Source organism: Collinsella sp. HCP28S3_E9 (assembly GCF_052065455.1).
Classification (GTDB): Bacteria; Actinomycetota; Coriobacteriia; order Coriobacteriales; family Coriobacteriaceae; genus Collinsella.
The window spans coordinates 1-23,594 of record NZ_JBQHTZ010000013.1 but is presented as its reverse complement, the minus strand read 5'-3'; the positions used below and the strand labels follow the sequence as shown (position 1 = coordinate 23,594).

The following is a 23,594-nucleotide window of genomic DNA, read 5'->3' as shown; positions in this document are numbered from 1 at the left end:
ACACCGGCTCCGCAGCCCTGTAGACCAAAATCGTCTGCGGAGCCGCGGGGCTTTTTGTATGAACGCACCAAATCGTTTTGCGGAAGGGATCCCATGAACAGTGCAAGCGCCAAGCGTATCGACATCATCTCGGACACCCACGGTTATCTGTCGCCCGCGCTTTTAGATGAGTTGAGCGGCGCGGACCTGATTATCCATGCCGGCGATCTTACGTCGGAGATGGACTACGAACATCTGCGAACCATTGCCCCCGTGCGAGCGGTTCTGGGCAATAACGACTACTACCGTGATTACGGCCCCGAAGTGGACCGTCTGGCGCTCTTTAGCTACGAGGGCCTTAAGTTTGCCGTAGCCCACTACCGCGAAGACCTCCCGGTGGGATCCGTGGACGTAGCCATCAACGGTCACACCCATGTAACCAAAGAGGCCCAGGTGGGCCGCTGCTTGGTCCTCAACCCAGGCAGCGCCAGCTACCCCAGGGGCACCCGGGGCCCCACCATGGCCAGAATGCTCGTCAAGGACGGCAAGGTCTTAAGCGTCAAGTTTATTGACTTAGACTAACCGCAACAAAAACGGGGGATGCACAATGCATCCCCCGTTTCCATTTGAGCCAAAGGCCGAGCTTCAACAAGAACAATCAGACCAACCCCGCCGAGGAGCACGCGGGCTAGCCGCGCAGCGGCGCACGCCCGCAAAACTGGTTGAACATAGTGACGGCAGGGAGGGTCTCCGGGGCCGGCTGGCGCGGGTTACGTTTGTCGCGAGTTCCGCACGCAAAGGAAAGCACTTAATGTGCTTTCCGTCTTGCGCAGGACTGTAGAGCAGCAAACTTAACCCGCGCCAGCCGGCCCCGGAGACCCTCCCGGAGGGACCCAAAAAATATTTTCAAAAAAGTTGTTGCGCGGCGAACAGACTTCTGTGTATACTAATCCCCGCAGCGCACGCGAGCGGAAACAAACGCGAACGACTGCCTGGGGAGTTAGCTCAGTTTGGTTAGAGCGCCGGCCTGTCACGTCGGAGGTCGCGGGTTCGAGCCCCGTACTTCCCGCCAACGCAATTAAAGCCACGTCTTCGGACGTGGCTTTTTGCGTTTAATAGGACAACCGCTCGGCCGTCCCTTTCATTCTGCTCCTTGTTTCCGAGATGCGGAAATGAATTAAGTATATCGGTTTAAACAGGGGGGTTTGTTGCGCAACACTCGTTCAACGAAACAGGGGGTTAGGTTATACTAAATTCCACTGCAGGCCTAATCTGATGCAATTTGCTTTGGATTCGACCTTCAGCGGACATCTAATTCACTATTTGGTTGTCCCGGCGGTTATTTAGCGTCTCGACGTAAGCTCGGCCCCGGAGCCCGTTCGAGCTGTTCGTATTCCTTGAAAGGGGAAACATGGACATATCGAGGAAGACTGATTATGCCCTCCGCATGCTTGCGATGCTTGCCGAGGAGCCGGAGCGTTTGCTTTCTGTTCGCACTGCTGCCGAAGAGGTCAATGTTCCGTATTCGTTTGCCCGTTCGATCCAACACGGTTTGGTTCAGGCCGGTATTGTGGAGAGCCTGCGTGGCGTCCACGGCGGTATGCGTCTTAAGGTCAACCCGAGCGAGGTCACTATCCGTCAGGTCGTCGAGGCCGTTCAGGGCCCTATGGTTATGAATGATTGCACGGCACTCGATGGCGACTGTGCACGCAGGGGCACGTGCTGCTATCATCCCCTGTGGGCTGGGGCCCAGGCGCTGATGCGTGACTACCTCGATTCCGTTTCGCTGGACGATGTCGTCGCTCGCCGCCAGTTCCCCGCCGTCGATCCCAAGTTCGCCGACCGCGACGCCTTTCCCGAGTATGCCGTTTGCGCGTGTGCTTGCCGGGAGGAGTAGCGCCGCATAAGGAGCATAGCTATGATTCAGGACCCCTTTCGTTCGATGATTCGTTCGGAAGGGGTTCTGCGTTATCGCGACCTTCCGTGGCGCCGCACGCGCGACCCGTACATCATCTGGCTTTCCGAGGTCATGCTGCAGCAGACGCAGGTTCCACGCGTAGAGACGCGCATGCCGGCATGGCTCGACCGCTTTCCGACCGTGCATTCTCTCGCCCAGGCCGCTCCTTCTGATGTTTTGGACGCTTGGCAGGGCATGGGCTACAACCGCCGTGCTTTGGCACTCCATAAGGCTGCGCAGCGACTCGTGGAGGACTGGGATGGGGAGTTTCCGCGTGATACACGCGACCTGGTCGCGCTGCCCGGTATTGGGCCCGCAACGGCGCAGGGCATTCGGTCGTTTGCGTTTGATCTTCCGGGAGTGTACCTGGAGACCAATGTGCGCACGGTCTTTCTGCATCACTTTTTTCCTGACGTTCCGTCTGTTCCCGACCGCGAGCTGGTGCCGTTGATCCAGGCGGCCTGCCCGGCGGCGCCCGGTGCGGCGGCGGATGAGGCCGCTCCCTTTGCCGTGCCGCTCGACGATGCCGATACGCCGCGCGCGTGGTATTACGCGCTGCTGGATTACGGCGCGTATCTCAAAAAGACGCTGCCCAATCCGTCTAGGCGCTCGGCGGGCTACAGCCGCCAGTCCAAGTTTGAGGGCTCGCGTCGGCAAAAGCGTGCCCATATCGTGCGCATGCTGCTTGCAGCCCGCGACGGACAGCCGGCGGGCATAACGCTTGTTGAAGCTGTTGCAGGCGTTAACAAGATGGAGGCCGCAGCGGGTCGCGAACCGGTTGGTTGCGATTTTATTGCGGGCATTCTTGCCGACCTGGAGCGCGAAGGCTTTTGTCGTGCCGAAGGCGAGCGCTGGCTGAGTGTGTGATGACGCGAATTTGCAGAATAGGATAGTAAGGTTTAGATTCTCGGCATGAGGGTATCCTAAAAACAATGCCGCTCAAAGTCTGTGGGCGGCGCGTATTGAAGGGAAGTACACCTATGGATTTTGAGAATTCTCAAACCAAGAAGAACCTCGAGACCGCTTTTGCCGGTGAGTCCCAGGCGCACACCAAGTATCGTTACTATGCATCCAAGGCCAAAAAGGACGGCTACGTTCAGATTTCGAATATCTTTGCAGAGACGGCGGGCAACGAGTCCGAGCATGCCAAGCTGTGGTTTAAGTACCTGCACGACGGTGCTGTTCCGGATACGCTGGACAACCTGCGCGATGCTGCCGCGGGCGAGAACTACGAGTGGACCACGATGTATGACGAGTTCGCCAAGACCGCCGAAGAGGAGGGTTTTGCCGAGATCGCCGCGAAGTTCCGTGGCGTTGGCGCTGTCGAGAAGGCTCACGAGGAGCGCTATAACAAGCTCGTCGAGCGCATTGAATCGGGCGAGGTGTTTGAGCGCGAGGGCGTAAAGGTGTGGAAGTGCCTGAACTGCGGGCACCTGCATGTTGGTGCCAAGGCGCCCGAGGTGTGCCCGGTTTGCAACCATCCCAAGGCGTACTTTGAGGAGCAGGTGGTGAACTACTAGCGCGTGGCGCTGGCTGCTGCGGAGCGCAGGGCGGGGAATACCTTTGCCTCTCGCTCACGGCTCCGCAGGGCAACTGCCGGCCTCGCCGCTCCGGGCGTCAGAACCGCGGCGCATCCCTTTCCCTCTCGCTCACGGCTTCGCAGGGTCGCGCGAGGCAAAGGCATGCGCCGCGGTTCTGACGGCGCGGGCTTGCCAACGAGTTTTGGCTAATAGATTAGTTTGTGTGCCGCCCCTTTTGGGGCGGCACGTTTTGTTTGGGGTCCCTGTCTTCACAATTTCTGTCAAGCTTTTGGTTGGGTTTTGGTCGGATGGCGCAAGGGCGAGAGGGCAAAAGATTGCTGGCGAAAAAAGCTCAAAGAAAGTGCTGGTAGGGGAGTTGTTGAACTTTTCGACAGTTTTCTGACAAAAGAATCTTTGCGGCTATTGCCGCGGATTTCATTGCCGCGGCCGCGATGGTGCGGGATGCTGGGCGCAAGCATCGAATGCTCCTATTGAGGAGGCCAACATGGATCTGTTTCTTGAGACCCCGCAGCAACAAGCCGAGCGCATGCTGCGCCAACAGCAGCGGCTTATGGAGATGCAAATGCAAGGGGCAGCCGTCCAGCCTCCTGCGCAAAACGCCGCGCCCGCGGTATCGCCTGCGGGTGAGGTGGACCCAGGAGCCTATTCCGTACAGCAAGATTCATATGCGCAGGAGCTTGCGTTCGACAAGCGTCGTGCGCGTCGCCGTCGCTGGGCCCAGCGCCTGCGTACGCTGGCGATGATCGTGCTGATCCCGTTGGGACTCGCGGCAATCTTCTTGGCCTCATATGCCCTTACGTGCATTCTCAACGGCGCTTCGCCCAGCGAAGTGCTCCAACATTTAACAGCTCTCGGCCAGCGCCTGGGCGATGTCATAACAACCATCCGCGCCGGCTGGGAGAGTTAGCTTGCCAGTATTCATAGCGCAAAGGTAACTTGATGCGCCGCCGGCCACGCGCTGCATATGACAGGGTAAGATTGATTGCGGTTCGATTATTGTTCGATTGGGTTTGTTGGGCGGAGTCTATGTCTGCTGTTGATATTGTGCTGGTCGTGATCGCCTTGGTAGCGGTAGGAGTGGCTGTGGCTTGCGCCCTGCAGCTCAAGGGCCTTCGCGCCGAGCTGCGAGAGCGCAGCGATGGCGGTGCAGAGGCGCTGGCGGCACTCGAGCAGGCCAACAACGCGCTCGATGCCCTGAACGTCGCGCTGGCAGAAACCCGCCGCACGGCCAATGCCATCGCGCAGCAGCAGACGACAGATGCGGCCGTGGAGCAGCAACGCTACCTGAACATCGCACGCGAGTTTTCGCAAGCTGGTGACCGGATGGATGACCTGCGCCGCGAGACGGCCCAACAACTCGGTGCCAACCGCGAGGGCATCGAGCACCGCCTGGACAAGGTGCGCGAGACGGTCGATGCCCAGCTGGGTGCTATCCGCAAAGATAACAACGTGCAACTCGATCAGATGCGCGCGACGGTGGACGAGAAGCTCTCCCGCACGCTCAACGATCGCCTGTCGGCATCGTTTAAGCAGGTGAGCGACCAGCTCGAGGCCGTGTACAAGGGCCTGGGCGACATGCAGTCCATCGCCACCGGCGTGGGCGACCTTAAGCGCGTGCTGGGCAACGTAAAGGCGCGTGGCATTTTGGGCGAGGTGCAGCTGGGTGCAATCCTGGCGGACATCCTTACGCCCGACCAGTATCTGGAAAACGTCGCCACCAAGCCCGGCGCCTCGGAGCGCGTTGAGTTTGCCGTCAAGCTGCCGGTAGACGAGGGCGATCCCGTGCTGCTGCCGATCGACTCCAAATTCCCGGGTGACGCATATGAGCATCTGCTCGACGCCCAGGAGTCGGGTGACGCTGAGGCCGTCGCCGCTGCGCGCAAGACGCTCGACGCCATGGTCAAGCGCGAGGCCAAGGATATCTGCGAAAAGTACCTGAGTGTGCCGGCAACGACCAACTTTGGCATTATGTTCGTGCCGTTTGAGGGGCTGTACGCCGAGGTTGTCAGTCGTCCGGGACTTATCGAGACCCTGGGTCGCGACTATCACGTCAACGTTGCCGGCCCTAGCACCATGGCGGCTATCCTCAACAGCCTGCAGATGAGCTACCAAACGTTTAGGCTGCAAAAACGCACCGATGACGTGCTGCGCGTGCTTTCTGCCGTCAAGGCCGAGCTGCCGCGCTATCAGGCGGCGCTGCGCCGCGCCCAGCAGCAAATCGAGACCGCGGGAAAGACGGTCGAGGGCATCATCACCACGCGCACCAACGTCATGGAGCGCAAGCTCAAGGACATCGACGCGCTGGAAGACGCCGACCAAGCTGATGAGATCTTGGGACTCACGCCCGCGGGCCTTCTCACAGACCAAGAAGACGAGGAATAATTAGAACAAGACGGTGGGGCGACGGCGCAAATGCGGGCACCCCGCTGCTTTTCGCATCGTGCTTGCTTGAAGTGCGCTTTAGTATGCAACAATGACGTTTAGCCCCGCCAGATGTGAAAGGAAGCCCATGTCACAGAGAAGCACCAGTCCGCTCAAACGCTCAACCGTGCGCCGCACGCTACAGCGTTTTTGGGACGTCACGCGCACGCAGCCGCTGATCGTCTTTCTCTCGGTGCTCTCGTCGGCGGGCTACATCTTTTTGCTCACGTTTGCCAACACCTACGTGATGGCGCTTATCGTCGACCGCGTCCAGGCCGGCCCCGTGGCGGGCGACCGGGTGTTTGAGGTCTTTGGCCCCTACATTCTGGCGCTCGTGCTCGTTAACCTGGTAGGCCAGATCCTCTCCAAGCTGCAGGACTACACCGTCTACAAGCTCGAGATTGCGGGTAACTATCACTTGGCGCGATTGTGCTTCGACACGCTCTCCAATCAATCCATGACATTCCACACCAGCCGTTTTGGCGGATCGCTTGTGAGCCAGACGAGCCGTTTTATGAGCGGCTACACGGGGTTGGTGGACGTGACGGTGTATTCGCTCATCCCCACTGTCACCTCGGTTGTCTGCACGGTGGCGGCGCTCGCTCCGGTGGTGCCGACGTTTACCGTGATCCTGGTGGGCATTATGGTCGTCTACATCTCGTTTGTCTGGCTCATGTATAAGCGCATCATGCCGCTTTCGGCCGCGACGTCCGCCGCGCAGAACAAGCTGTCGGGCGTGCTTTCCGACGCGGTCACGAACATCCTGGCCGTCAAGACCTGCGGGCGCGAAGACTTTGAGCGCGACCTGTTCGATGCTGCCGACCGCGCCGCGCGCGACGCCGAAACGGTTTCGATGCACGCCATGATGCAGCGCAACTTTACGACCTCGGGCCTTATCGTCATTACCATGGCCGTGGTGAGTGTGTTTGTGGCGGGCGGCAACGCGTGGTTTGGCATCTCGGCCGGCGCGCTCGTCATGATCTTTACCTATACGTACAACCTCACCATGCGTCTGAACTACGTAAGCTCCATGATGCAGCGCATCAACCGCGCGCTGGGCGATGCGGCCGAGATGACGCGCGTGCTGGACGAGCCGCGTCTGGTGGCAGACGACGAGAACGCTCCCGAGCTCAAGGTGGGCGAGGGCGCGATTGATTTTGAGCACCTGAGCTTTGCATACCGCGACGCCGCGGCGGGCGAGAGCGTGTTCGACGACCTGACGCTCCATGTGGCGGCGGGTCAGCGCGTGGGCCTGGTGGGCAAATCGGGCTCGGGCAAGACGACGCTCACCAAGTTGCTGCTGCGCCTGGACGACGTACAAGGCGGTCGCGTACTCGTGGACGGTCAGGATGTCTCGCGCTGCACGCAGCAGAGCCTGCGCCGCCAGGTTGCCTACGTGCCGCAGGAGGCGCTGCTGTTTCACCGCTCCATTCGCGAGAACATCGCCTACGGCCGCCCCGACGCCACCGACGAACAGATCCGCGAGGCGGCCCGCTTGGCCAATGCCCTGGAGTTTATCGACCGCCTGCCCCGGGGCTTTGACACCATGGTGGGCGAGCGCGGCGTTAAGCTTTCGGGGGGCCAACGCCAGCGCGTGGCCATCGCCCGTGCCATCCTTACCGACGCGCCGATTCTGGTGCTCGACGAGGCGACCTCTGCCCTGGACAGTGAGTCCGAGGCGCTGGTGCAGGAGGCGCTTGAGAACCTGATGCGTGGCCGCACCTCTATTGTGGTGGCACATCGCCTGTCCACCGTGGCGGCGCTCGACCGCATCGTGGTGCTGGCGGACGGCGAGATTGTCGAGGACGGTACGCATGCGCAGCTTGTCGAGGCAGGCGGCGAGTACGCAAGCTTGTGGGGCCGCCAGACCGGCGCATTTTTGGAGGCGTAAAGACCCCATACGTGGGACAATCGTGCCCATAGGTAGGTTATGCCGCTGATCCGAGGAGTCGTTATGCCACGCGAGACCAATGCCGCCAAGCGCGAGCGCGCCGTTGAGGTGTGCGAGCGCCTTAACCGTCGCTATGGCCCGGTTGAGTGTTTTTTGGACCACGAGAATCCCTATAGGCTGCTCATAGCGGTGTTGCTCTCGGCGCAGACGACCGACGCGCAGGTCAACAAGGTGACGCCGAAGCTGTTTGCCCAGTGGCCCACGCCCGAGGCCATGGCGGGGGCGAGCGTTGCCGATGTGGCAGATACCATTAAGTCGCTCGGCTTCTATAAGAGCAAAGCCAAGCACGCCGTGGAGGCCGCACAGATGATTGTCGCCGATTACGGCGGCGAGGTGCCGGCCGACATGAAGGAGCTTGTCAAGCTGCCGGGCGTTGGGCGCAAGACGGCGAACATCGTGCTCAACGTGGGGTTTGGCATTGTCGAGGGCATCGCGGTCGATACGCACGTCAACCGGATCGCGCACCGTCTGATGCTGAGTCCCAAGACGCACGCCAAAGAGCCGCTCAAGACGGAGCAGGATCTGCTCAAGATCTTGCCGCACGAGTATTGGGAGTCGGTCAACCACCAGTGGATCACCTTTGGCCGCGAGATCTGCGACGCCCGCAAACCTAAGTGCGACGAGTGCCCGCTGGCAGATCTTTGCCCCAGCGTACGGATGGTGTAATAGCTTTTTGCAAACTTTTTTGCAAAAAAGTCTCAAACCTTAGATATAGCTTGGTTGCGCAACCTTTTGAGTTTTTTCTCGGCTTGAATTAACCATGCAATTCAAATGTCTTCTTTCGCGAAGTGGTCGCGGAGAAGCAAGTCGGGAAAGGACGACCACATGAATAGGAAGCTTAACGCTGCTATCACAGCCGGTCTGAGCTTGAGTATGGTGCTTGGCTCTACGCCGGTAACCGCTATTGCTGCACAGGTCCAGCAGCCTGCTGCCAAGAGCGCAACCGAGGCTAATGACTGGTGCGTGCTCAATGTTTACGATGAGGCAGATGGCCAGCAGTTACTGGGGATTTCGGTTCAAAAGGGCCAAAAAAAGGTAACTGAGGCGCTCGAGGGTAACGTGCCTGCGAAGCCTGGCTACAAGATTGGCTACCTCTACACTCAGAGTGGTTTGCAGTTTAGCTACGACGAAGCAACGAATACCTGGTCTGGCAACGAGGCTACGGTGAACGACAACATGGATCTCTATGTACACTTCGTTGAGAAGCAGGAGACCCCCGCGGAGAAGCGCACCGTCCTCGTCCAGTACTTCGACGAGGGCTACGATCCCATCATCCGCGTCGTCGACTTCGAGGGCTCCACTACTTGGATGAACCAGAAGCCGATGGACAAGCCTGGCAAGGTCTTCGTCGGTTGGAAGTACACGGGTGCCGACGATAGCGAGATCATCAAGCCTGGCCAGCCTCTTAACTACACGGATGAGAGCGTCAACCTGCAGGCCGTCTGGGCCGACGCCCCGGTCGAGTACGCTACCGTGACCTTCTACGACGAGGGCGACCAGCCGATCGGCAACGCCACCTATCAGGTCGGCTCCTTCAATTGGGATGCCATCACGCCCGCTCCCAAGGACGGCAAGGTCTTCGTCGGCTGGAAGTACACGGGTGCTTCCGACGACCAGATCATCGACTTCGCGACTACCCCCATCCTGGCCGACGTTTCTCTTCAGGCCGTCTGGAAGGACGCTGCCAAGGAGACCCACACCGTCAACTTCTATGACGAGGGCTACGATCCCATTATCCAGCTGGTTGATTTCGCCGGCTCCACGACTTGGATGAACCAGACTCCCGCCGCCAAGGACGGCAAGGTCTTCGTCGGTTGGAAGTTCGTTGGCGCTGATGACAGCGAGATCATCCCCGCTGGCACCGAGCTCAAGGCTGACTGGAATGTTCAGGCTGTCTGGAAGGACGCCGAGGCTGCCGTCCACACGGTGACCTATTACGACGAGGGCTACGAGCCCATCGGCTATGGTGAGATCCGGGCCGGCCAGTTCAACTGGGATCAGGTCAAGCCCGCTGCCAAGGACGGCTACACCTTCGTCGGCTACAAGTTCACCGGCGACACCGATGACCACATCATTGACTTCTCCAAGACTGCTATGCCCGACGCTGATGTGTGCCTGCAGGCTGTTTGGCAGAAGAATGCCGAGCCCACTCCCGAGCCGACCGAGAACGAGCATACCGTTACGATCTATGAGAATGGTAAGGTTAGCACGGTCAAGGTCAAGGATGGCGAGAAGCTTTCCAAGCCCGCCGACCCCGAGGCTGTTGCTGGCTACGAGTTCGTCGGTTGGTCGACTTCTAAGTCCGAAATGGCTCAGTATGACTTCGATCAGCCTGTGACCGGCGACCTCACCATCTACGCTATGTTTAACGCTAAGAAGGAGACCGTCGAGAACGGCAAGGCCGAGGATTCTAAGAAGCAGGTTGCTGCTGACAAGAAGGACGAGGCTAAGGCCGAGAAGAAGGACGCCGCTGCCCTTCCTACCACTGGCGACCCGATCTTTGTAGTGACCTCAGCTGCTTCCCTTGCCGGCGCCGTGGCTGCCGCCGTGGGCATGTACATGACCAAGCGTCGCGAGCACTAATCTCTGCTAGTGTTTACCTCAGGGCTTAATTAGCCCAAACCTGATAGCCGCGTGGGGACCCGACCCCCACGCGGCTTTTATGTTTTAGTTATCTTGCGTAAGTTTTGTCGGCTCCTGCATCCGTATTTAGATGTCCGCGTCATATAAAGGAGCGCCGCTGCGATGTGTGCAGCGGCGCTCCTTTGCGTTGATTCTTATTGTATGTGCTCGGCCCTAGGCCAGCGCGCGTACGTTTGAGGAGATCTTCAGCACCAAAAACTCGGTCGAGGAACCCAGCTTGAGCAGGTCGCCGTCGTGGATAGGAATCTGACTGTCCTCGTCATCGGCGGTGCGCAGCGAGCGTGGTTTTTCGATAACGGTGGTCGTGCCGTTGCGTGTCACCAGCACCGTTCCGTTGGTGGAGTGCAGTCCGCTTGCGAGCCATGTGCCGTTGGAATACGCCACGCGCAGGTGCCGGCGGGATACATCGGGTCCTACGTTGGTGATGGCGTTTTGGTCGTGTGCAAAAGAGCCTAGTACCGTACCCTCGGGATCGAGGCTCAAAGGATAGATCGGCGGCAAGGCCGAGCCGTCTTTCGAAAGCCTGAGCAGCCCCAGTTTTGCAGGAGGCTCGTTGACCTTGCGGTTAGTGCCTTGTGCCTGGACGACCTCGGCGGTCTCGAGCGTGCCAAAGGTCTGGGCCAGTTGCGTTATGGCAAAGTCTTTGACCTCGGAGGCGGCGGCATTGGGATCAGCCAAGCATCCGCAGACCGTTAGCGCAAGGAGCTCCAAAAGGCGCCGGTCGCTTTGCTTGAGTCCCGGCATGACGGCGATGCGGTCAAAGATATTGCGCAGGATGGAACCATCGAGCCCCCAGTGTTCGAGCGACGTTGCCATGCGCTCGAGGGCGCGCGTCGTAATGACTTGCTGGCGAGCGTTGGCGGCCGCTGGACTGCTGCTGCTGCCGATTTTTGCAGCGGCAGCCAAGTTCTGGACGCTCTGCGAAAAATCGGCAAACATCTCGGGGTCGATCTTGTCGGTACCCGGAACGACGTGCACCACGCGTCGCGATAGAAACGTCTTTTCGGCAATGCGAAACCTAGGGGCCGGTTTGGCGCCCAGCGGCTTGTCCGAAACCAAGATACGCGCCGCTTCTCGATTATTGATCTGCAGGTCGCACTTAAGGAAATCAAAGAGCACCTCGGAAGGTGTTTCCGCGCGCATGATGCGAGGCTCCTTTCTGGTATCCGGTGAAGGTGTTAGATGCAAAAGCCGGGTAGGACATAGGTCTTTTGGTCTGGTTTGTTTCCGGGCGTTGCCCAGCTAAACACGTCGCCATCTTTTCCAACGCGGTTAAAGTACGTCGAGTTGGCGCCCTCGCTGCAGTCGGCGCTGGGGGTGCGCTCCCAGTAGTAGATCTTTTTGCCGGCGACGGTGCGGATCATGGCGTCGTTGGTGGTCAGACCGCTTACGCTCTGCTCGCGATAGAGCTGGTACTGCTCGCCTTCTCCGCTGTAGAGGGTAGAAAGGTACTCGTAGCCTTCTGCGAACGTTTCGGGCGCCTGGTAGCCGCACAGCTCGCTCATGGACGGCAGCCACAGCTTGTCATCGGTGACGGTGATGCTGGAGGCGTCTTTGGTGCCGCCGGTGTTGTTGGTGAGCTTTCGCACCGAGCGAATCTGATTGCGGAGATCGTCGGGCAGCGTGGCCATGCCCTTGTCCGCCAACCATTCGCGAAGCGACGATTGCTCCCAACCGCCCGTCGCGGCGTGGTCGTTTACGGCGCGCATGGCGATGGGGGTACGGAACATAAAGGTGATGCCAGCGGGAAGGCCGTCATCGGTGAACGTGTCTGCCTTAAAGCCCACGATCTGGACTTGTGCCTTGGTCCCGTCGGAAAGCCTGACGGTCTTGGTGTTCTCGTTTTTGAGCGACTGCTTGCTGTTTACCAGGTGGTAGGTTTCGGCAATCTCGAGCACCTTTTTGCTGGAAGATGTTTCTTGGATTTTGCGGGAGATCAGGGCGAGTTCTTCCCAGGTGTAATCGTCGAGTGACGGCTTGATGCCGTGCGCCAGGTCGATAAGCCCCCAGCATCCCGTGGCAATGGCAGAGCCTGCTATGCCGGCAACGCAGACGCCGCCGAGCACGAGCGCAGCGCGACGCGAGATGACTGGGTGGCGCGTCTGAGCCTTGTCGGAGCAGGAAGGCTTCGGTTGCTGGCTAATGTCGATCGGGGTGGGCAGCGGCGTGCGCGGCTCAAAATCGATGTCTTTAATCCAGGCATCGAGCTTGCCGACAATCGTAGACAGCGGCGCGCGCTGGGACTGCTCGTTATGGATACCGCTCATGATGACATCGACAAGCATTTGGTCGCCGGGTACGCGTGCCTCAAGCGGCTCGTGCTCGTGCTCGATCTTGTACAGGTAGGGCGACTGGTCCATATGCTCGTTTAGGCGATATGGCGTGTGGCCGGCATAGAGCGTGTAGAGTACGCTGCAGAGCTCGTATGTATCGATGCTGGGCGACGTACGCAGCGGTGCCAGCTCGGGGATGTCGTTGGAGAGCATCTCGGGTGGGGCGAACTCGGGGGTGCCGTTGCGCCAGATGCCGGTGGACATGGTAAACGAGGGGTCTGAGCGCTTGATGCTCGAGCTGCCCAGATCGACCAGGCAAAGGTCAAAACTGCAGTGTGCAATCTGCTGGGCAAGGGACCGGAGCGTCGTGCGAATGATGATATTGCGCAAGGAGATATCACGGTGTACAAACGGCGCATCGAGCTTTTGGGCACCCAGGAGAATCTCTCCCAGGCGTTTTCCAATCGCGGCGACGGTGTTTGCGGGAATGTGGCCGCCCTCGGCGGGGTCGGTTAGCTCTGCCGCAGCATCGCGAAGGGGCAGGCCTTCAATCCACTCCATAACGATGACCGGTACGGAGCCGGTATAGCCGTAGCCATAGGTTTTGGGAAAGCCGTCCAACAGTGAGACGGCTGCAAGATTGCGATACTCCTCGGTAAGCGTCTTGATGTCCGAGGGGCTGACGGCGGAGCCGTCTTCATCACAGCCGCTGAGGGGCCACAGCGTCTTGAGCGCAAAGGTCTCGCCCTCGGTGTTGGCGACCTTGCGAAGATGGTGGGAACCGCCGCCGACTGCCCCGCAATCCAACAGGGTGGTAAAGCGGCGAATAGTATCGGGGTCTTCGGTGGTCGCAAACATGGCGTTTGGTTCAAAGGGGGACAACGCGATGATATTCATATCCGTGTCGTACGTCACGGGGCGATCCTTTCGAGAAAAAAGTGCATGGCGATAATGTTAGTGAAAAGGTAGCGCAACCGTTGCCTTAATCGAAAAGGTGCCGTTATTTGCATGGGTTGATGCAAATAACGGCACCTTGTGCGTCGAAGATGTGTGGGCGGGCTAGTCTGTGATGCGAATGACCAAGAAGCGCGTCGTGGCGCCCAAGCAAAGCGTGTCTCCGTTGTGAATCTCGACGGGGGTGTTGGCAAAGTTGGCGGGGCGCTCGCGTCTAGGCGGTTCGATAGCATGTCGGCAGCGATCGACGCCCGAGATCAAAAACGATCCGTTGGTGGAGCCGAGGCCCTGCGCAAGCCAGCGTCCGTCTTGGAGCCAAATGCGCAGGTGCTGACGCGAGACATCGGAATCGACGTCGGTGATGGCGTTCTCGTCGCTCGTCAGCGACCCGATAATGCTGCCCACCGGGTCCGTGGTAAGGGGACGCAACGGCGGTCGTGCCGAGTTGCCCACGACGCGCAGCAGCCCCAGGCGAATGTCTCCCGTGGGGCGCGCGGTTGTCGAGAAAAATGAGGTGACGGTTGTCTCGACCGTGCCGAGTGTCGAGAGCATCTGGTCGGACACAAAGGACTCGGTGTATTCGATGGCGCGGGCGGGGTCGCCAAGGCAGCCGGTAACGATAAAAAAGACCAGATGGATGTAGAGGCGGTTTTTAATGTCGCTATCGTCAGTGGTCTCGATGCGCTCGACGCCGTTTTTAAAGAGCATGCCGTCGACGCCGCAATTGGTAAGGGCATCCTGCATGTCTGGGGCGCACGATTCCATATAGCGTTTAGCGACCCTGCACAGCGATTGGGGGTCGGAGCCTCGGTTTTGTATGATGAGGTTAAGTATCTGGCGCGCACTTTGTTCAAAGGGCGCAAACAGCGACTCGGGAAGGTCACCGGGTTTGGCGTGAACGATTTCGCGTGAGATAAACGACGGGACCATCAAGCGTTCGGAGATGAGGCGTCCACCGTAACGGGCGTTGCCGTCCATGAGAATTTGCGCGGCGTTACCGTTTTTGATGCGACCGAGTGACTTGAGCCCGGTGTACAGTGCACAAGATGGAGTGTCGGCCATTTATTTTCACCCCCCCCCTTCATCAAAAAAGTGACATTGAATACGCAATTATCCTCAATTATAGGCGCTTTGCAGCTCGAAATGCTCGCCATGGGGCGCGGACGGTGTAAATTGCTGCCAGAAGACATCAAATTAAAAAGCGGAAAGCGGATTAATTAGCTGGGAAACGCGTTGGCAAGACCGTTGTGGGCAACATTTGGCATGATGTCGCTTTGGCTTTTGGTCACGGGACCGTGCGGTACCATAAGCGTCAACGAACTTTGACGCACGACCCGCCGAGCTTGCCCCGGCGGGCTTTTGGCGTTGCGATGCCGGAGGAACAGCATGCTCATTCACCGTATAGCCGCGCAGCTCTACACTGCCGAGGCCTTGCAGACCGTCGAGGCCGGGCTCGACGCCGGCGAGGATGTGACGCTGGCCGTGTCGCAGTCGGGCCGCACGCTTATGGCGGCTGCTCAGTTTGCGCGCCGCCCGCGCCCTACGGTCTACATTGTGAGCGGCGAGGACGCGGCCGATCGCGCCGCGCGCAGCCTTGCCGCCTACGTGGGCCTGGCGCACGTGTGCCGCTTTCCCGAGCGCAAGGACTATCCGTGGCGCGAGCAGGCGCCCGACGATGCCGTGGTGGCGCAGCGCTGCGAGGCTCTGGGGCGTATCGTGCGCGGGGACAACTGCATCATGGTTGCCTCGGCCCGTGCATTGCTGCGTTGCGTGCCGCCAGTCGAGAGCCGCTACTGGGAGTCCACGACCTTTGCGGTGGGCGAGGAGATTCCTTTTGACGAAGTGCCGCAGCGCCTGGTGGGCATGGGCTATACCAATGCCGGCGCCGCCGACGCACCCGGCCTGTTCCGCGTGCACGGCGACACCGTCGAGGTATTCCCCGCACAAGAGAAAGCGCCCGTGCGCATTGAGTTCTTTGGCGACGAAATTGATCGCATTCGCCGTATGGTGAGCTCCACGGGCCAAACCATCGGCAACGAGGACAGCATCGAGATCTTCCCGTGCCGCGAGTTGGCGCTTACCGACGAAGCCGTTCACAACATGCACGTGGCGCTCTATCGCGCAAGCCAGAGCGACAGCAAGCTGGCGGCGCTGCTCGAGATGGTTGATGCGCGCATCGTCACACCCGAGCTCGACCGCTTTTTGCCGGTGATGTACGGCCAGACCGTGAGCCCGTTGGCGCACGTGAGCGGCAAGGCGCTTGTGGTTCTGTCCGAGCCGCGCTCGCTGTTCGACGACTGCCTGCGTGCCTACGAGGATATCGAGGCGCGCGCCGGCGAGGCGGGGATTGACCGCTTGGACGGCCTGTACGTGCGCGCCCAGCAGCTCGACTTTGGTGCTCAGCAGCGCCTGAACTACGTGAGCCTGATCCGCGCCGGCGGTGCGGTTACGGCAGAGCTCAAGATTGAGCAGCCGGCTATCGCAGGCTCGGACAACCGCTTTATGACGCGCGTTCAGGAAGTCGTGGGCAAGCGCTATGCCTGCGTGTTTGCCATTCCCGACCGCGGAGCGCGCGAGTCGATGGAGCTCACCTTTGGCGACGAGGGCATTACCTTTGAGGAGTCGCTGACGGCCGCCCCCGAAAACGCCGGCGTTATTGGCGAGCGCGTACGCGTGGCAGCGGCAGATTCTGCCGACCGTGCTGCCCGCCAGGAGGCCCATGCCTCGATCCGCGAGCGCCGCGTCGACGCACTCAACGCCCGCTCGCTCGAGGCGGGCGCCGCCCAGGCTGCCGCCGGTGCTGCCGTACCCACCATCTCGCGCGGACGCGTGACCTTTGTGGATGCTGCCCTGCCGCAGGGCGTGGTGGTGCCCGATGCCAACCTAGCCGTGTTCTCGATCGCCGATCTCAATGCCCGCATGGACGCCAACCGCGCGCGCAGCCGTCGCAAGGTGGACATTACGCAGATCACGTTTCCGTTTAAGCCGGGCGACTACGTGGTGCACGCTACCCACGGCATCGCGCTCTTTAGCGAGATCGCGCGCCAGGAAGTGGGCGGCAAGGAGCGCGACTACTTTTTGCTGGAATATGCCGACGGCGACAAGCTCTACGTACCGCTCGAGCAGGTCGACCGCATCACGCGCTATGTTGGTCCCGACGGCGACAAGCCGCGCCTGACTAGGCTCAACACCGCCGACTGGACGCGTGCCACCAACAAGGCGCGCAAGAACGCCAAAAAGCTGGCATTTGACCTGGTCGATCTGTATACGCGCCGTTCTTCGATTACCGGTATCGCCTGCCCGCCCGATACGCCCGAGCAGATCGAGATGGAGGAGAGCTTTCCTTACGACGAGACGCGCGACCAGCTGGAGGCTATCGCCGATATTAAGGCCGACATGGAGGCGCCCAAGCCCATGGACCGCCTGCTTTGCGGCGACGTGGGCTTTGGCAAGACCGAGGTCGCCCTGCGCGCGGCGTTTAAGTGCGTGGACTCCGGCCGTCAGGTCATGGTGCTCTGCCCCACGACCATTCTGGCCCAACAGCACTACGAGACCTTCTTTGAGCGCTTTGCCCCGTTTGGCCTCGAGGTCGAGGTGCTCAGCCGCTTTCGCACGCCGGCGCAGCAGAAGCGTGCGCTCAAGGCGTTTGCCGAGGGCACGATCGACGTGCTCATCGGCACGCACCGCCTGCTTTCGGCCGATGTGAACCCCAAGAACCTGGGTTTGGTGATCATCGACGAGGAGCAGCGCTTTGGCGTGCAGCACAAGGAGCAGCTCAAGAACCTGCGCGAGCAGATTGACGTGCTCACGCTTTCGGCAACGCCTATTCCGCGAACCATGCAGATGGCCACGAGCGGCGTGCGCGACATGAGCCTGATCACCACGCCACCGACCGGGCGCCGTCCCGTGATCGTGCACGTGGGGGAGTACGACCCCGACGTGGTGAGCGCGGCGATTCGCCTGGAGGTGGGCCGCGGCGGCCAGGTGTACTACGTGTCCAACCGCGTCAAGACCATCGACGACGCCGTGGCACGCGTGCACGAGGCCGCGCCCGAGGCGCGCGTGGGCGTGGCGCACGGCAAGATGAGCCCGCGCGAGGTCGAGGACGTGATGATCGAGTTTGCGACCAAAAAGATCGACGTGCTCATCGCCACGACCATCGTGGAGAGCGGCATCGACAACGCGACCGCCAACACGCTCATCATCGAGGATTCGCAGCGCTTGGGTCTGGCGCAGCTCTACCAGCTCAAGGGCCGCGTGGGCCGTTCTGCCACGCAAGCCTACGCGTACTTTATGTTCCCGGGCGAGCTGCCGCTCACCGAGGAGGCTACGGCGCGCCTGACCGCACTCTCCGAGTTCCAGGACCTGGGCAGTGGCATGCGTATCGCCATGCGCGACCTGGAGATTCGCGGCGCCGGCTCGCTCATGGGCGCCGAGCAGCACGGCAATCTGTCGAGCGTGGGCTTTGACCTGTTTACGCAGATGCTGGGTCAGGCCGTGGCCGAGGCGCGCGGCGACGACGATGCCGGTGTGGAGGCGGCGAGCGTGGGCATCAACCTGCCGGCCGACTACTTCTTGTCCGAGGAGTACCTGCCGGCGGTGGATCAGCGCGTGCTCGTATACCGTAAGCTTGCGGCGGCCGGGGACCTGGAGAGCATCGACGAGGTGCAGGAAGAGACCGAGGCCGCGCATGGCGAGCTGCCGTTGGCGGGACTCAACCTGTTCAATCGCGCGCGAATCCGCATTCGCGGCGAGCGCCTGGGGCTCGAGAGCGTTACGCTCAGTGGCGGTCGCATCACGTTTTTGGGCGTCGACGTTCCCAAGAAGGTGGCCTATGAGCTTAAGACCCGCTATGGCGCGGTAAACTTCCCCAAGAGCCGCAAACTGTCGGTGCCCTACAAGGCGGGCGCCGGCGTGGGCAGCGGCCTGGGTCGCGGTCTCGACGCCAACGACGGCACCGGCCCCGTGGCCGCGGCACTCATGCTGCTGCAGCAGCTGGGCACGTCCGACGATGACTAACGGGTCGACGCCGTAAACGCCCCATTTGGGCAATCTGGTTCCATCGAAAGGAAAGCATGTTCGGGTACATCTATAAGAAAGATGCCGCTGCTATCGCGGTTATCCTTGCCCTCTGCCTGGGCGTGGGCAGTTTCTTCGATTATCAGATCTCGAGCGCGCTGTTCAACATCGGCAGCGTGTACGGCCGCTTTATCGAGGCGACCGGCGAGCTGCCGTTTGAGCTGACGGCGAGCGTCGCGGGCGTTATGCTCGTGCGCGCGGTGCGTCCCGACTCCAGGGGGAGCAAATGGCTCGCCGTGCTCGGCATCCTCGTCAATGTTGGCCTGACCGGCTACGAGATCGCTTCGTCCCTGAGGGTTGGCGGCAAACTCATCGCGGCTCAGTTGGTGCTGACGTTTGTGCTGGCCATCGTCGCCAACCTTATCGTCTATCGCCTCACGCGCACGACCGAGCCTGATGAGCTCACACGCTGGGCGCTCATGGTGCTTGCCGTGTGGGTCGCTCAGGCCATCATCCTCAACGTGATCGTCAAGCCGCTGTGGTCGCGCCCGCGCATGCGCGTGGTCGAGGTGACGCCGGGGCTCGAGTTTCAGCCGTGGTGGGTGATCGGCAACCCCGACAAGCGGGCCTATATTGCCGCCGGTGTAGCCAAGGACGGCTTTAAGTCGTTTGCGAGCGGACACGCGGCGCACGCGGCGATCGGCCTTATGCTCGCCGGGCTTCCCGCAGCGGCCTTTAAGGAAAAGCCGTCGCGCCGTCGTGTGGTCTTTTGGACGGCGGCTGTGGTTGTGGCGTTCGTCGCGTTTGGCCGCATCGTGATCGGAGCGCACTTTTTGAGTGATGTGAGCTGCGGTTTTGCTCTGGTGCTGGCACTTGAGTGCCTTGCCGCGCGCATTGCCTATCCCAGCGGCGTACAATAGCTCCGTTTGAATCATCTGGCCGATACCCGGTAAGAGAGGATTGCCATGCTCGCGTTTAACAACGATTATTCCCACGGCGCACACCCGGCGGTGCTGCAGGCGCTCGTCTACACCAATATGGAGCCGCAGCCCGGATACGGTACCGATGCACATACCGAGCGTGCCAAGCAGCTTATCCGCGAGGCCTGTCAGGCCTCCGATGCCGACGTGTTTTTTCTGGTGGGCGGCACGCAGGCCAACGCGACGGTGATCGACATGCTGCTCGCGCCGTACGAGGGCGTCGTTGCTGCCGAGACCGGCCACGTCGCCTGCCACGAGGCGGGCGCCATCGAGTTTGGCGGCCACAAGGTGCTCACCATCCCCGGCTACGAGGGCAAGATGCACGCCGAGGACCTTGAGAACTATATCCAGGTGTTCTACGAAAACGAGAGCTACGAGCACACGGTGTTCCCGGGTGCCGTGTACGTGAGCCTATCGACCGAGTACGGCACGCTGTACTCCAAGGCCGAGCTCGCGGCGATTCACGCAGTGTGCCAGAAGCGCGAGATTCCGCTGTTTGTGGATGGCGCCCGCCTGGCCTATGCGCTGGCGGCCGATGAGTGCGACATCACCCTGCCCGAGCTGGCGCAGCTGTGCGACGTGTTCTACATCGGCGGTACCAAGTGCGGCGCGCTCTGCGGCGAGGCTGTGGTGTTCTGCGGTATGCACGCCCCGGCGCATCCCATTCCGCGTATCAAGCAGCATGGCGCGCTGCTTGCCAAAGGCCGCCTGACGGGCGTGCAGTTTGAGGCTCTTTTTACCGATGGCCTGTATTTTGAGATTGGGCGCCAGGCGATCGAGACGGCTCAGGCGCTTCGTCGCGTGCTGCACGAGCGCGGCTACCAGTTCTTTTTGGAGACGCCGACCAACCAGCAGTTTGTGATTCTGCCCAACGAGGACATGGCCCGCATTCGCGAGCATGCCTCGATTGAGTACTGGGAAAAGTACGACGAGACCCACACGGTGGTGCGCTTTTGCACCAGCTGGGCCACGACGCAGGAGGACATCGACGCGTTGGCGGCTGTCCTGTAGCCTGATGTAGTGACAAGGGGCTGCCCTGCGCCTGAGCTTGGCGCAGGGCAGCCTTTGTTTTTGAGGGGGAAGGGTTGTATGACCGAAATGTCCGAGCCGACGATTCGCCTGGCGACGCCCGACGATGCGCCGGCGTTGCTTGCCATCTATGAGCCGTATGTGCGCCATACGGCGATTACCTGCGAATACGAGGTGCCGAGCGTTGAGGAGTTCGCCGGGCGTATCGAGCGTACGCTCAAGCGCTACCCGTATTTGGTGATGGAGCTGGACGGGCGTCCGGTAGGCTATGCCTATGTGAGTCCGCTCAACAGCCGCGAGGCATACGACTGGTCGGTCGAGACGTCGATCTACCTGGCGCGCGATGTGCGCCACGGCGGGCTGGGCCGCAAGCTGCACGATGCGCTCAAGCAATGCCTGATTGCGATGGGCATCACCAACATGTGCGCTCTCATCGCCGTGCCGCACGACAAGGACGACGAGTACCTGACGCACAACAGTCAGGATTTCCATGCCCATATGGGCTACCGCCTGGTGGGTGCCTTCGACCGCTGCGCCCAAAAGTTCGGTCGCTGGTACGACATGTGTTGGATGGAGTTGGTCCTAGCCGAGCGCACGCCCAACCAACCCAAACCAACCTGGTTCCCCGACCTCCCCAAACCTACCATTTAGGGACAGGTTTATTTTGGCAGGTTAGCCGATGGGTTCGGTGTATTTGGCGCGGTCGGTGCGTTGGATGCGCTTGGAGACATGGAGCGGTCGGCCGTCGGTGTCGTAGACGTAGTCGGTGATCAGGATCAGCGCCTGCCCGCGCTCAACGTTGAGCAAAAACGCCTCGTTTTGCGAGGCGTAGCACACCTCAAAGGTCTTATGCCCCTGTGCCGGTGCGCGATGGAACTCCTGTCGCAGCGTGGCGTAGAGCGAACCGTTGATATCGCGATCGATGAGCGTCTCGAAGCTTGGCGGCAGGTAGGTGGTCTCCAGGCACAGCGGCGCGTCGTCCAGGTAGCGTAGGCGGACAAGTTTGACGAGCTTGCTGCCCACGGCGGCGTCAAAGAACTTAGCTATGCTGCCGGCCGCCTTGGCAAAGCCCGAGTCCACGGTGCGGGTGGTGGGCTTCATGCCCTGGCCTTCGACGTGCTTGTTATAGAACTAAAACCCCTGTTTTTTCTGGTGGAGCGCGGGGTTGGCGCCCACAAAGGCGCCACGCCCGCGCTCGGTGCGCACCAGGCCCTCATCAACGAGCACCTTAAGGGCGTGGCGTACGGTGCTGCGTGACAGCCCCGATTCGTCCATGAGTTCCATCTCGGACGGCAGCTTGTCTCCGCGCGCATACGTGCCGGCAGCGATGCGATCGCGCAGCGTGCCCGCCAAGCGCTCGTATTGGGTCAGTTTCTTTTTAGATGTGACGCCCATATTGCCAACCTATATCTAACCTGTATGCTTACCTAAGCAAGCATGTATTTAATAAAACAATAAAACTGCTGTTAGCGAGCTACCGAAAACCGCAGCAGCAAAATTTCTAAGACAAATATAGCATACAACTAGTCGACATAACCAAAACATGTATGTAACTTGTATGCCTGTGATGAGCATCAAACGAGAAGAAAGGCTGATGCACGATGACTACTCAGGAACAGGTTAAAGATGTCGTCTCCCAGGTTTTGGCCGACAAGGCAGACAAGGGCGGCATCAAGCGCGTCGTGTGGATTGGCGCCGGCGGATCCAACGGCGGTAACTATCCTGCCCAGTACTTTATGGAGCACGAGGCCACGCAGGTCGTGAGCTCCAGCTACACCAGCAACGAGTTCGTGCACGCCACGCCCGCCTATGTCAACGAGAACACCTTGGCCGTCGTCGTGTCCATGCGCGGCACCAAGGAGACTATCGTCGCCGCCCAGGTGGCCAAGGACCACGGCGCCAGCACCATCGCCATCTATGTCGACGAGTCCGCCCTCACCGAGGTCTGCGACTACAAGATCCAGTACGACAGCCTGGCCGTCGACGAGTCCTGCATGGGCCGCACCAACTCCGCCGTCGTGACCATGATTGCCATGGAGCTCACGCAGCAGACCGAGGGCTATGCCGAGTACGAGACCGCTATGGCCGCCTTCGACTTGGTCGACCCCATCTATCGCAAGGCCGTCGAGTACACCCGTCCGCTCGCTGCCAAGTGGGCCGAGCAGAACGCCGACAAGCCCTGCATCAACGTGATGGCTCAGGGTCCGCTCTTTGGTGCCGCCTACGTCTTTAGCATCTGCAACGTGCAGGAGATGCTACAGATCGACTCCTGCACCATCAACACCTGCGATTTCTTCCATGGCCCCTTCGAGATCCTGGACAAGCGCACCTCGCTGTTCCAGCTCATCAGCGTCGGCCGCAGCCGCTGCAACGACGAGCGCGGCATCCGCTTCGTCAACCAGTACGGTGGCGAGCGCGTCTATCAGCTCGACGCCAAGGAGCTCGGCCTCAACGACATCAAGGACAGCGTGAGCGAGTACTTCAACCACCTGATCTTCGCGCCGATCCTCAACAACGTCTACATGCGTGCGCTCTCTGCCGTCACCCACAAGGACTATATGACGCGCCGCTACATGTGGAAGCTCGACTACTAGGAGTTACGCGGTTTTGCCAAACCGCGTAACGGCTCGACGCTGCAAACCCGCCAGAGCGGCAATCTGCCTTTCAGCTTCAGCGGCATGACCAGAAGGTCAATGCCGCTTCGCTTCAAGGCACCTTGCTCGCTCTGGCGGGTTTTCGCTCATATGACCCAATCCGCTGTCAAGAGCCACAATGGCCCCGCCGACCGCTTGCAATCGGTCGGCGGGGCCTGCCGTTGAACCCGTCCCGGTCCGCCCCCGGCATGTC

General features: G+C 60.6%; 20 protein-coding genes and 1 tRNA gene. 15 read left to right on the top strand and 6 right to left on the bottom strand.

The genetic code is table 11. From position 1 onward, the window contains the following. The first annotated feature begins 93 nt into the window (after positions 1 to 93). The 5 genes from ACTNA2_RS07240 to rbr all read left to right on the top strand — a co-directional run bounded on the left by ACTNA2_RS07240 (position 94) and on the right by rbr (position 3,456). A complete protein-coding gene (locus tag ACTNA2_RS07240; RefSeq protein ID WP_154518649.1) occupies positions 94 to 561 on the top strand; it encodes a YfcE family phosphodiesterase in 468 nt (155 codons plus the stop codon). Positions 562 to 973: 412 nt separating this feature from the next. Continuing rightward, positions 974 to 1,051 (top strand) — tRNA-Asp (locus tag ACTNA2_RS07235). A gap of 339 nt (positions 1,052 to 1,390) precedes the next feature. After that, positions 1,391 to 1,876, top strand: a complete 486-nt coding sequence (locus tag ACTNA2_RS07230) for an RrF2 family transcriptional regulator (protein ID WP_154518481.1) — start codon at positions 1,391 to 1,393, stop codon at positions 1,874 to 1,876. Positions 1,877 to 1,897: 21 nt separating this feature from the next. Further along, positions 1,898 to 2,803, top strand: a complete 906-nt coding sequence (locus tag ACTNA2_RS07225; protein ID WP_441049023.1) for an adenine glycosylase — start codon at positions 1,898 to 1,900, stop codon at positions 2,801 to 2,803. 113 nt (positions 2,804 to 2,916) lie between these two features. Next, positions 2,917 to 3,456 (top strand): rubrerythrin, encoded by a 540-nt coding sequence (gene rbr / locus ACTNA2_RS07220; RefSeq protein WP_154518486.1) that lies wholly within the window; start codon positions 2,917 to 2,919, stop codon positions 3,454 to 3,456. A 281-nt stretch (positions 3,457 to 3,737) separates the two neighbouring features. Here the strand turns inward: rbr and ACTNA2_RS07215 are convergent, their stop codons facing one another. After that, a complete protein-coding gene (locus tag ACTNA2_RS07215; protein WP_441049022.1) occupies positions 3,738 to 3,935 on the bottom strand; it encodes a hypothetical protein in 198 nt (65 codons plus the stop codon). Positions 3,936 to 3,961: 26 nt separating this feature from the next. Between ACTNA2_RS07215 and ACTNA2_RS07210 the strand changes: the two genes are divergently transcribed. From ACTNA2_RS07210 to ACTNA2_RS07190, 5 genes are all read left to right on the top strand, one after another. Then, positions 3,962 to 4,384: a hypothetical protein gene (locus ACTNA2_RS07210; RefSeq protein WP_441049021.1), complete on the top strand. Its 423-nt coding sequence runs from the start codon at positions 3,962 to 3,964 to the stop codon at positions 4,382 to 4,384. A gap of 119 nt (positions 4,385 to 4,503) precedes the next feature. Further along, a complete protein-coding gene (locus ACTNA2_RS07205) occupies positions 4,504 to 5,859 on the top strand; it encodes a DNA recombination protein RmuC (RefSeq protein WP_441049020.1) in 1,356 nt (451 codons plus the stop codon). A 127-nt stretch (positions 5,860 to 5,986) separates the two neighbouring features. Beyond that, the gene (locus ACTNA2_RS07200; protein WP_441049019.1) at positions 5,987 to 7,789 is read left to right on the top strand and encodes an ABC transporter ATP-binding protein; all 1,803 of its coding nucleotides are present in this window, start codon (positions 5,987 to 5,989) and stop codon (positions 7,787 to 7,789) included. 63 nt (positions 7,790 to 7,852) lie between these two features. Next, on the top strand, positions 7,853 to 8,515 hold the full coding sequence (gene nth / locus ACTNA2_RS07195) for an endonuclease III (protein WP_427796176.1): 663 nt from the start codon (positions 7,853 to 7,855) through the stop codon (positions 8,513 to 8,515). A gap of 159 nt (positions 8,516 to 8,674) precedes the next feature. After that, entirely contained in the window at positions 8,675 to 10,432 is a 1,758-nt protein-coding gene (locus tag ACTNA2_RS07190; protein WP_441049018.1) for an InlB B-repeat-containing protein, read from the top strand. Between the two features lie 213 nt (positions 10,433 to 10,645). Here the strand turns inward: ACTNA2_RS07190 and ACTNA2_RS07185 are convergent, their stop codons facing one another. The 3 genes from ACTNA2_RS07185 to ACTNA2_RS07175 form a co-directional block, all read right to left on the bottom strand. Beyond that, positions 10,646 to 11,635 (bottom strand): FHA domain-containing protein, encoded by a 990-nt coding sequence (locus tag ACTNA2_RS07185; RefSeq protein ID WP_441049017.1) that lies wholly within the window; start codon positions 11,633 to 11,635, stop codon positions 10,646 to 10,648. 35 nt (positions 11,636 to 11,670) lie between these two features. After that, positions 11,671 to 13,680 carry a DUF6273 domain-containing protein gene (locus tag ACTNA2_RS07180; RefSeq protein WP_441049016.1) on the bottom strand — a complete coding sequence of 670 codons (2,010 nt, stop codon included), beginning with the start codon at positions 13,678 to 13,680 and terminating at the stop codon, positions 11,671 to 11,673. A gap of 144 nt (positions 13,681 to 13,824) precedes the next feature. Continuing rightward, complete coding sequence (locus ACTNA2_RS07175; RefSeq protein WP_441049015.1) at positions 13,825 to 14,781, bottom strand: FHA domain-containing protein; 957 nt, start codon at positions 14,779 to 14,781, stop codon at positions 13,825 to 13,827. Positions 14,782 to 15,105: 324 nt separating this feature from the next. Between ACTNA2_RS07175 and mfd the strand changes: the two genes are divergently transcribed. The 4 genes from mfd (at position 15,106) to ACTNA2_RS07155 (ending at position 21,398) form a co-directional block, all read left to right on the top strand. After that, positions 15,106 to 18,738 carry a transcription-repair coupling factor gene (gene mfd, locus ACTNA2_RS07170; protein WP_441049014.1) on the top strand — a complete coding sequence of 1,211 codons (3,633 nt, stop codon included), beginning with the start codon at positions 15,106 to 15,108 and terminating at the stop codon, positions 18,736 to 18,738. A 56-nt stretch (positions 18,739 to 18,794) separates the two neighbouring features. Further along, positions 18,795 to 19,658, top strand: a complete 864-nt coding sequence (locus tag ACTNA2_RS07165) for a phosphatase PAP2 family protein (RefSeq protein ID WP_441049013.1) — start codon at positions 18,795 to 18,797, stop codon at positions 19,656 to 19,658. 45 nt (positions 19,659 to 19,703) lie between these two features. Beyond that, entirely contained in the window at positions 19,704 to 20,729 is a 1,026-nt protein-coding gene (locus tag ACTNA2_RS07160; RefSeq protein WP_441049012.1) for a threonine aldolase family protein, read from the top strand. A gap of 78 nt (positions 20,730 to 20,807) precedes the next feature. Further along, complete coding sequence (locus ACTNA2_RS07155; protein WP_441049011.1) at positions 20,808 to 21,398, top strand: N-acetyltransferase family protein; 591 nt, start codon at positions 20,808 to 20,810, stop codon at positions 21,396 to 21,398. 21 nt (positions 21,399 to 21,419) lie between these two features. On the opposite strand, the gene ACTNA2_RS07150 is transcribed toward ACTNA2_RS07155, so the two are convergent. Both ACTNA2_RS07150 and ACTNA2_RS07145 read right to left on the bottom strand, forming a co-directional pair. Then, complete coding sequence (locus ACTNA2_RS07150) at positions 21,420 to 21,848, bottom strand: GntR family transcriptional regulator (protein WP_441049010.1); 429 nt, start codon at positions 21,846 to 21,848, stop codon at positions 21,420 to 21,422. Positions 21,849 to 21,878: 30 nt separating this feature from the next. Then, positions 21,879 to 22,142 carry a GntR family transcriptional regulator gene (locus tag ACTNA2_RS07145; protein WP_441049009.1) on the bottom strand — a complete coding sequence of 88 codons (264 nt, stop codon included), beginning with the start codon at positions 22,140 to 22,142 and terminating at the stop codon, positions 21,879 to 21,881. A 206-nt stretch (positions 22,143 to 22,348) separates the two neighbouring features. Between ACTNA2_RS07145 and ACTNA2_RS07140 the strand changes: the two genes are divergently transcribed. Continuing rightward, the gene (locus ACTNA2_RS07140) at positions 22,349 to 23,341 is read left to right on the top strand and encodes an SIS domain-containing protein (protein ID WP_117648180.1); all 993 of its coding nucleotides are present in this window, start codon (positions 22,349 to 22,351) and stop codon (positions 23,339 to 23,341) included. The last annotated feature ends 253 nt before the right edge of the window (positions 23,342 to 23,594 follow it).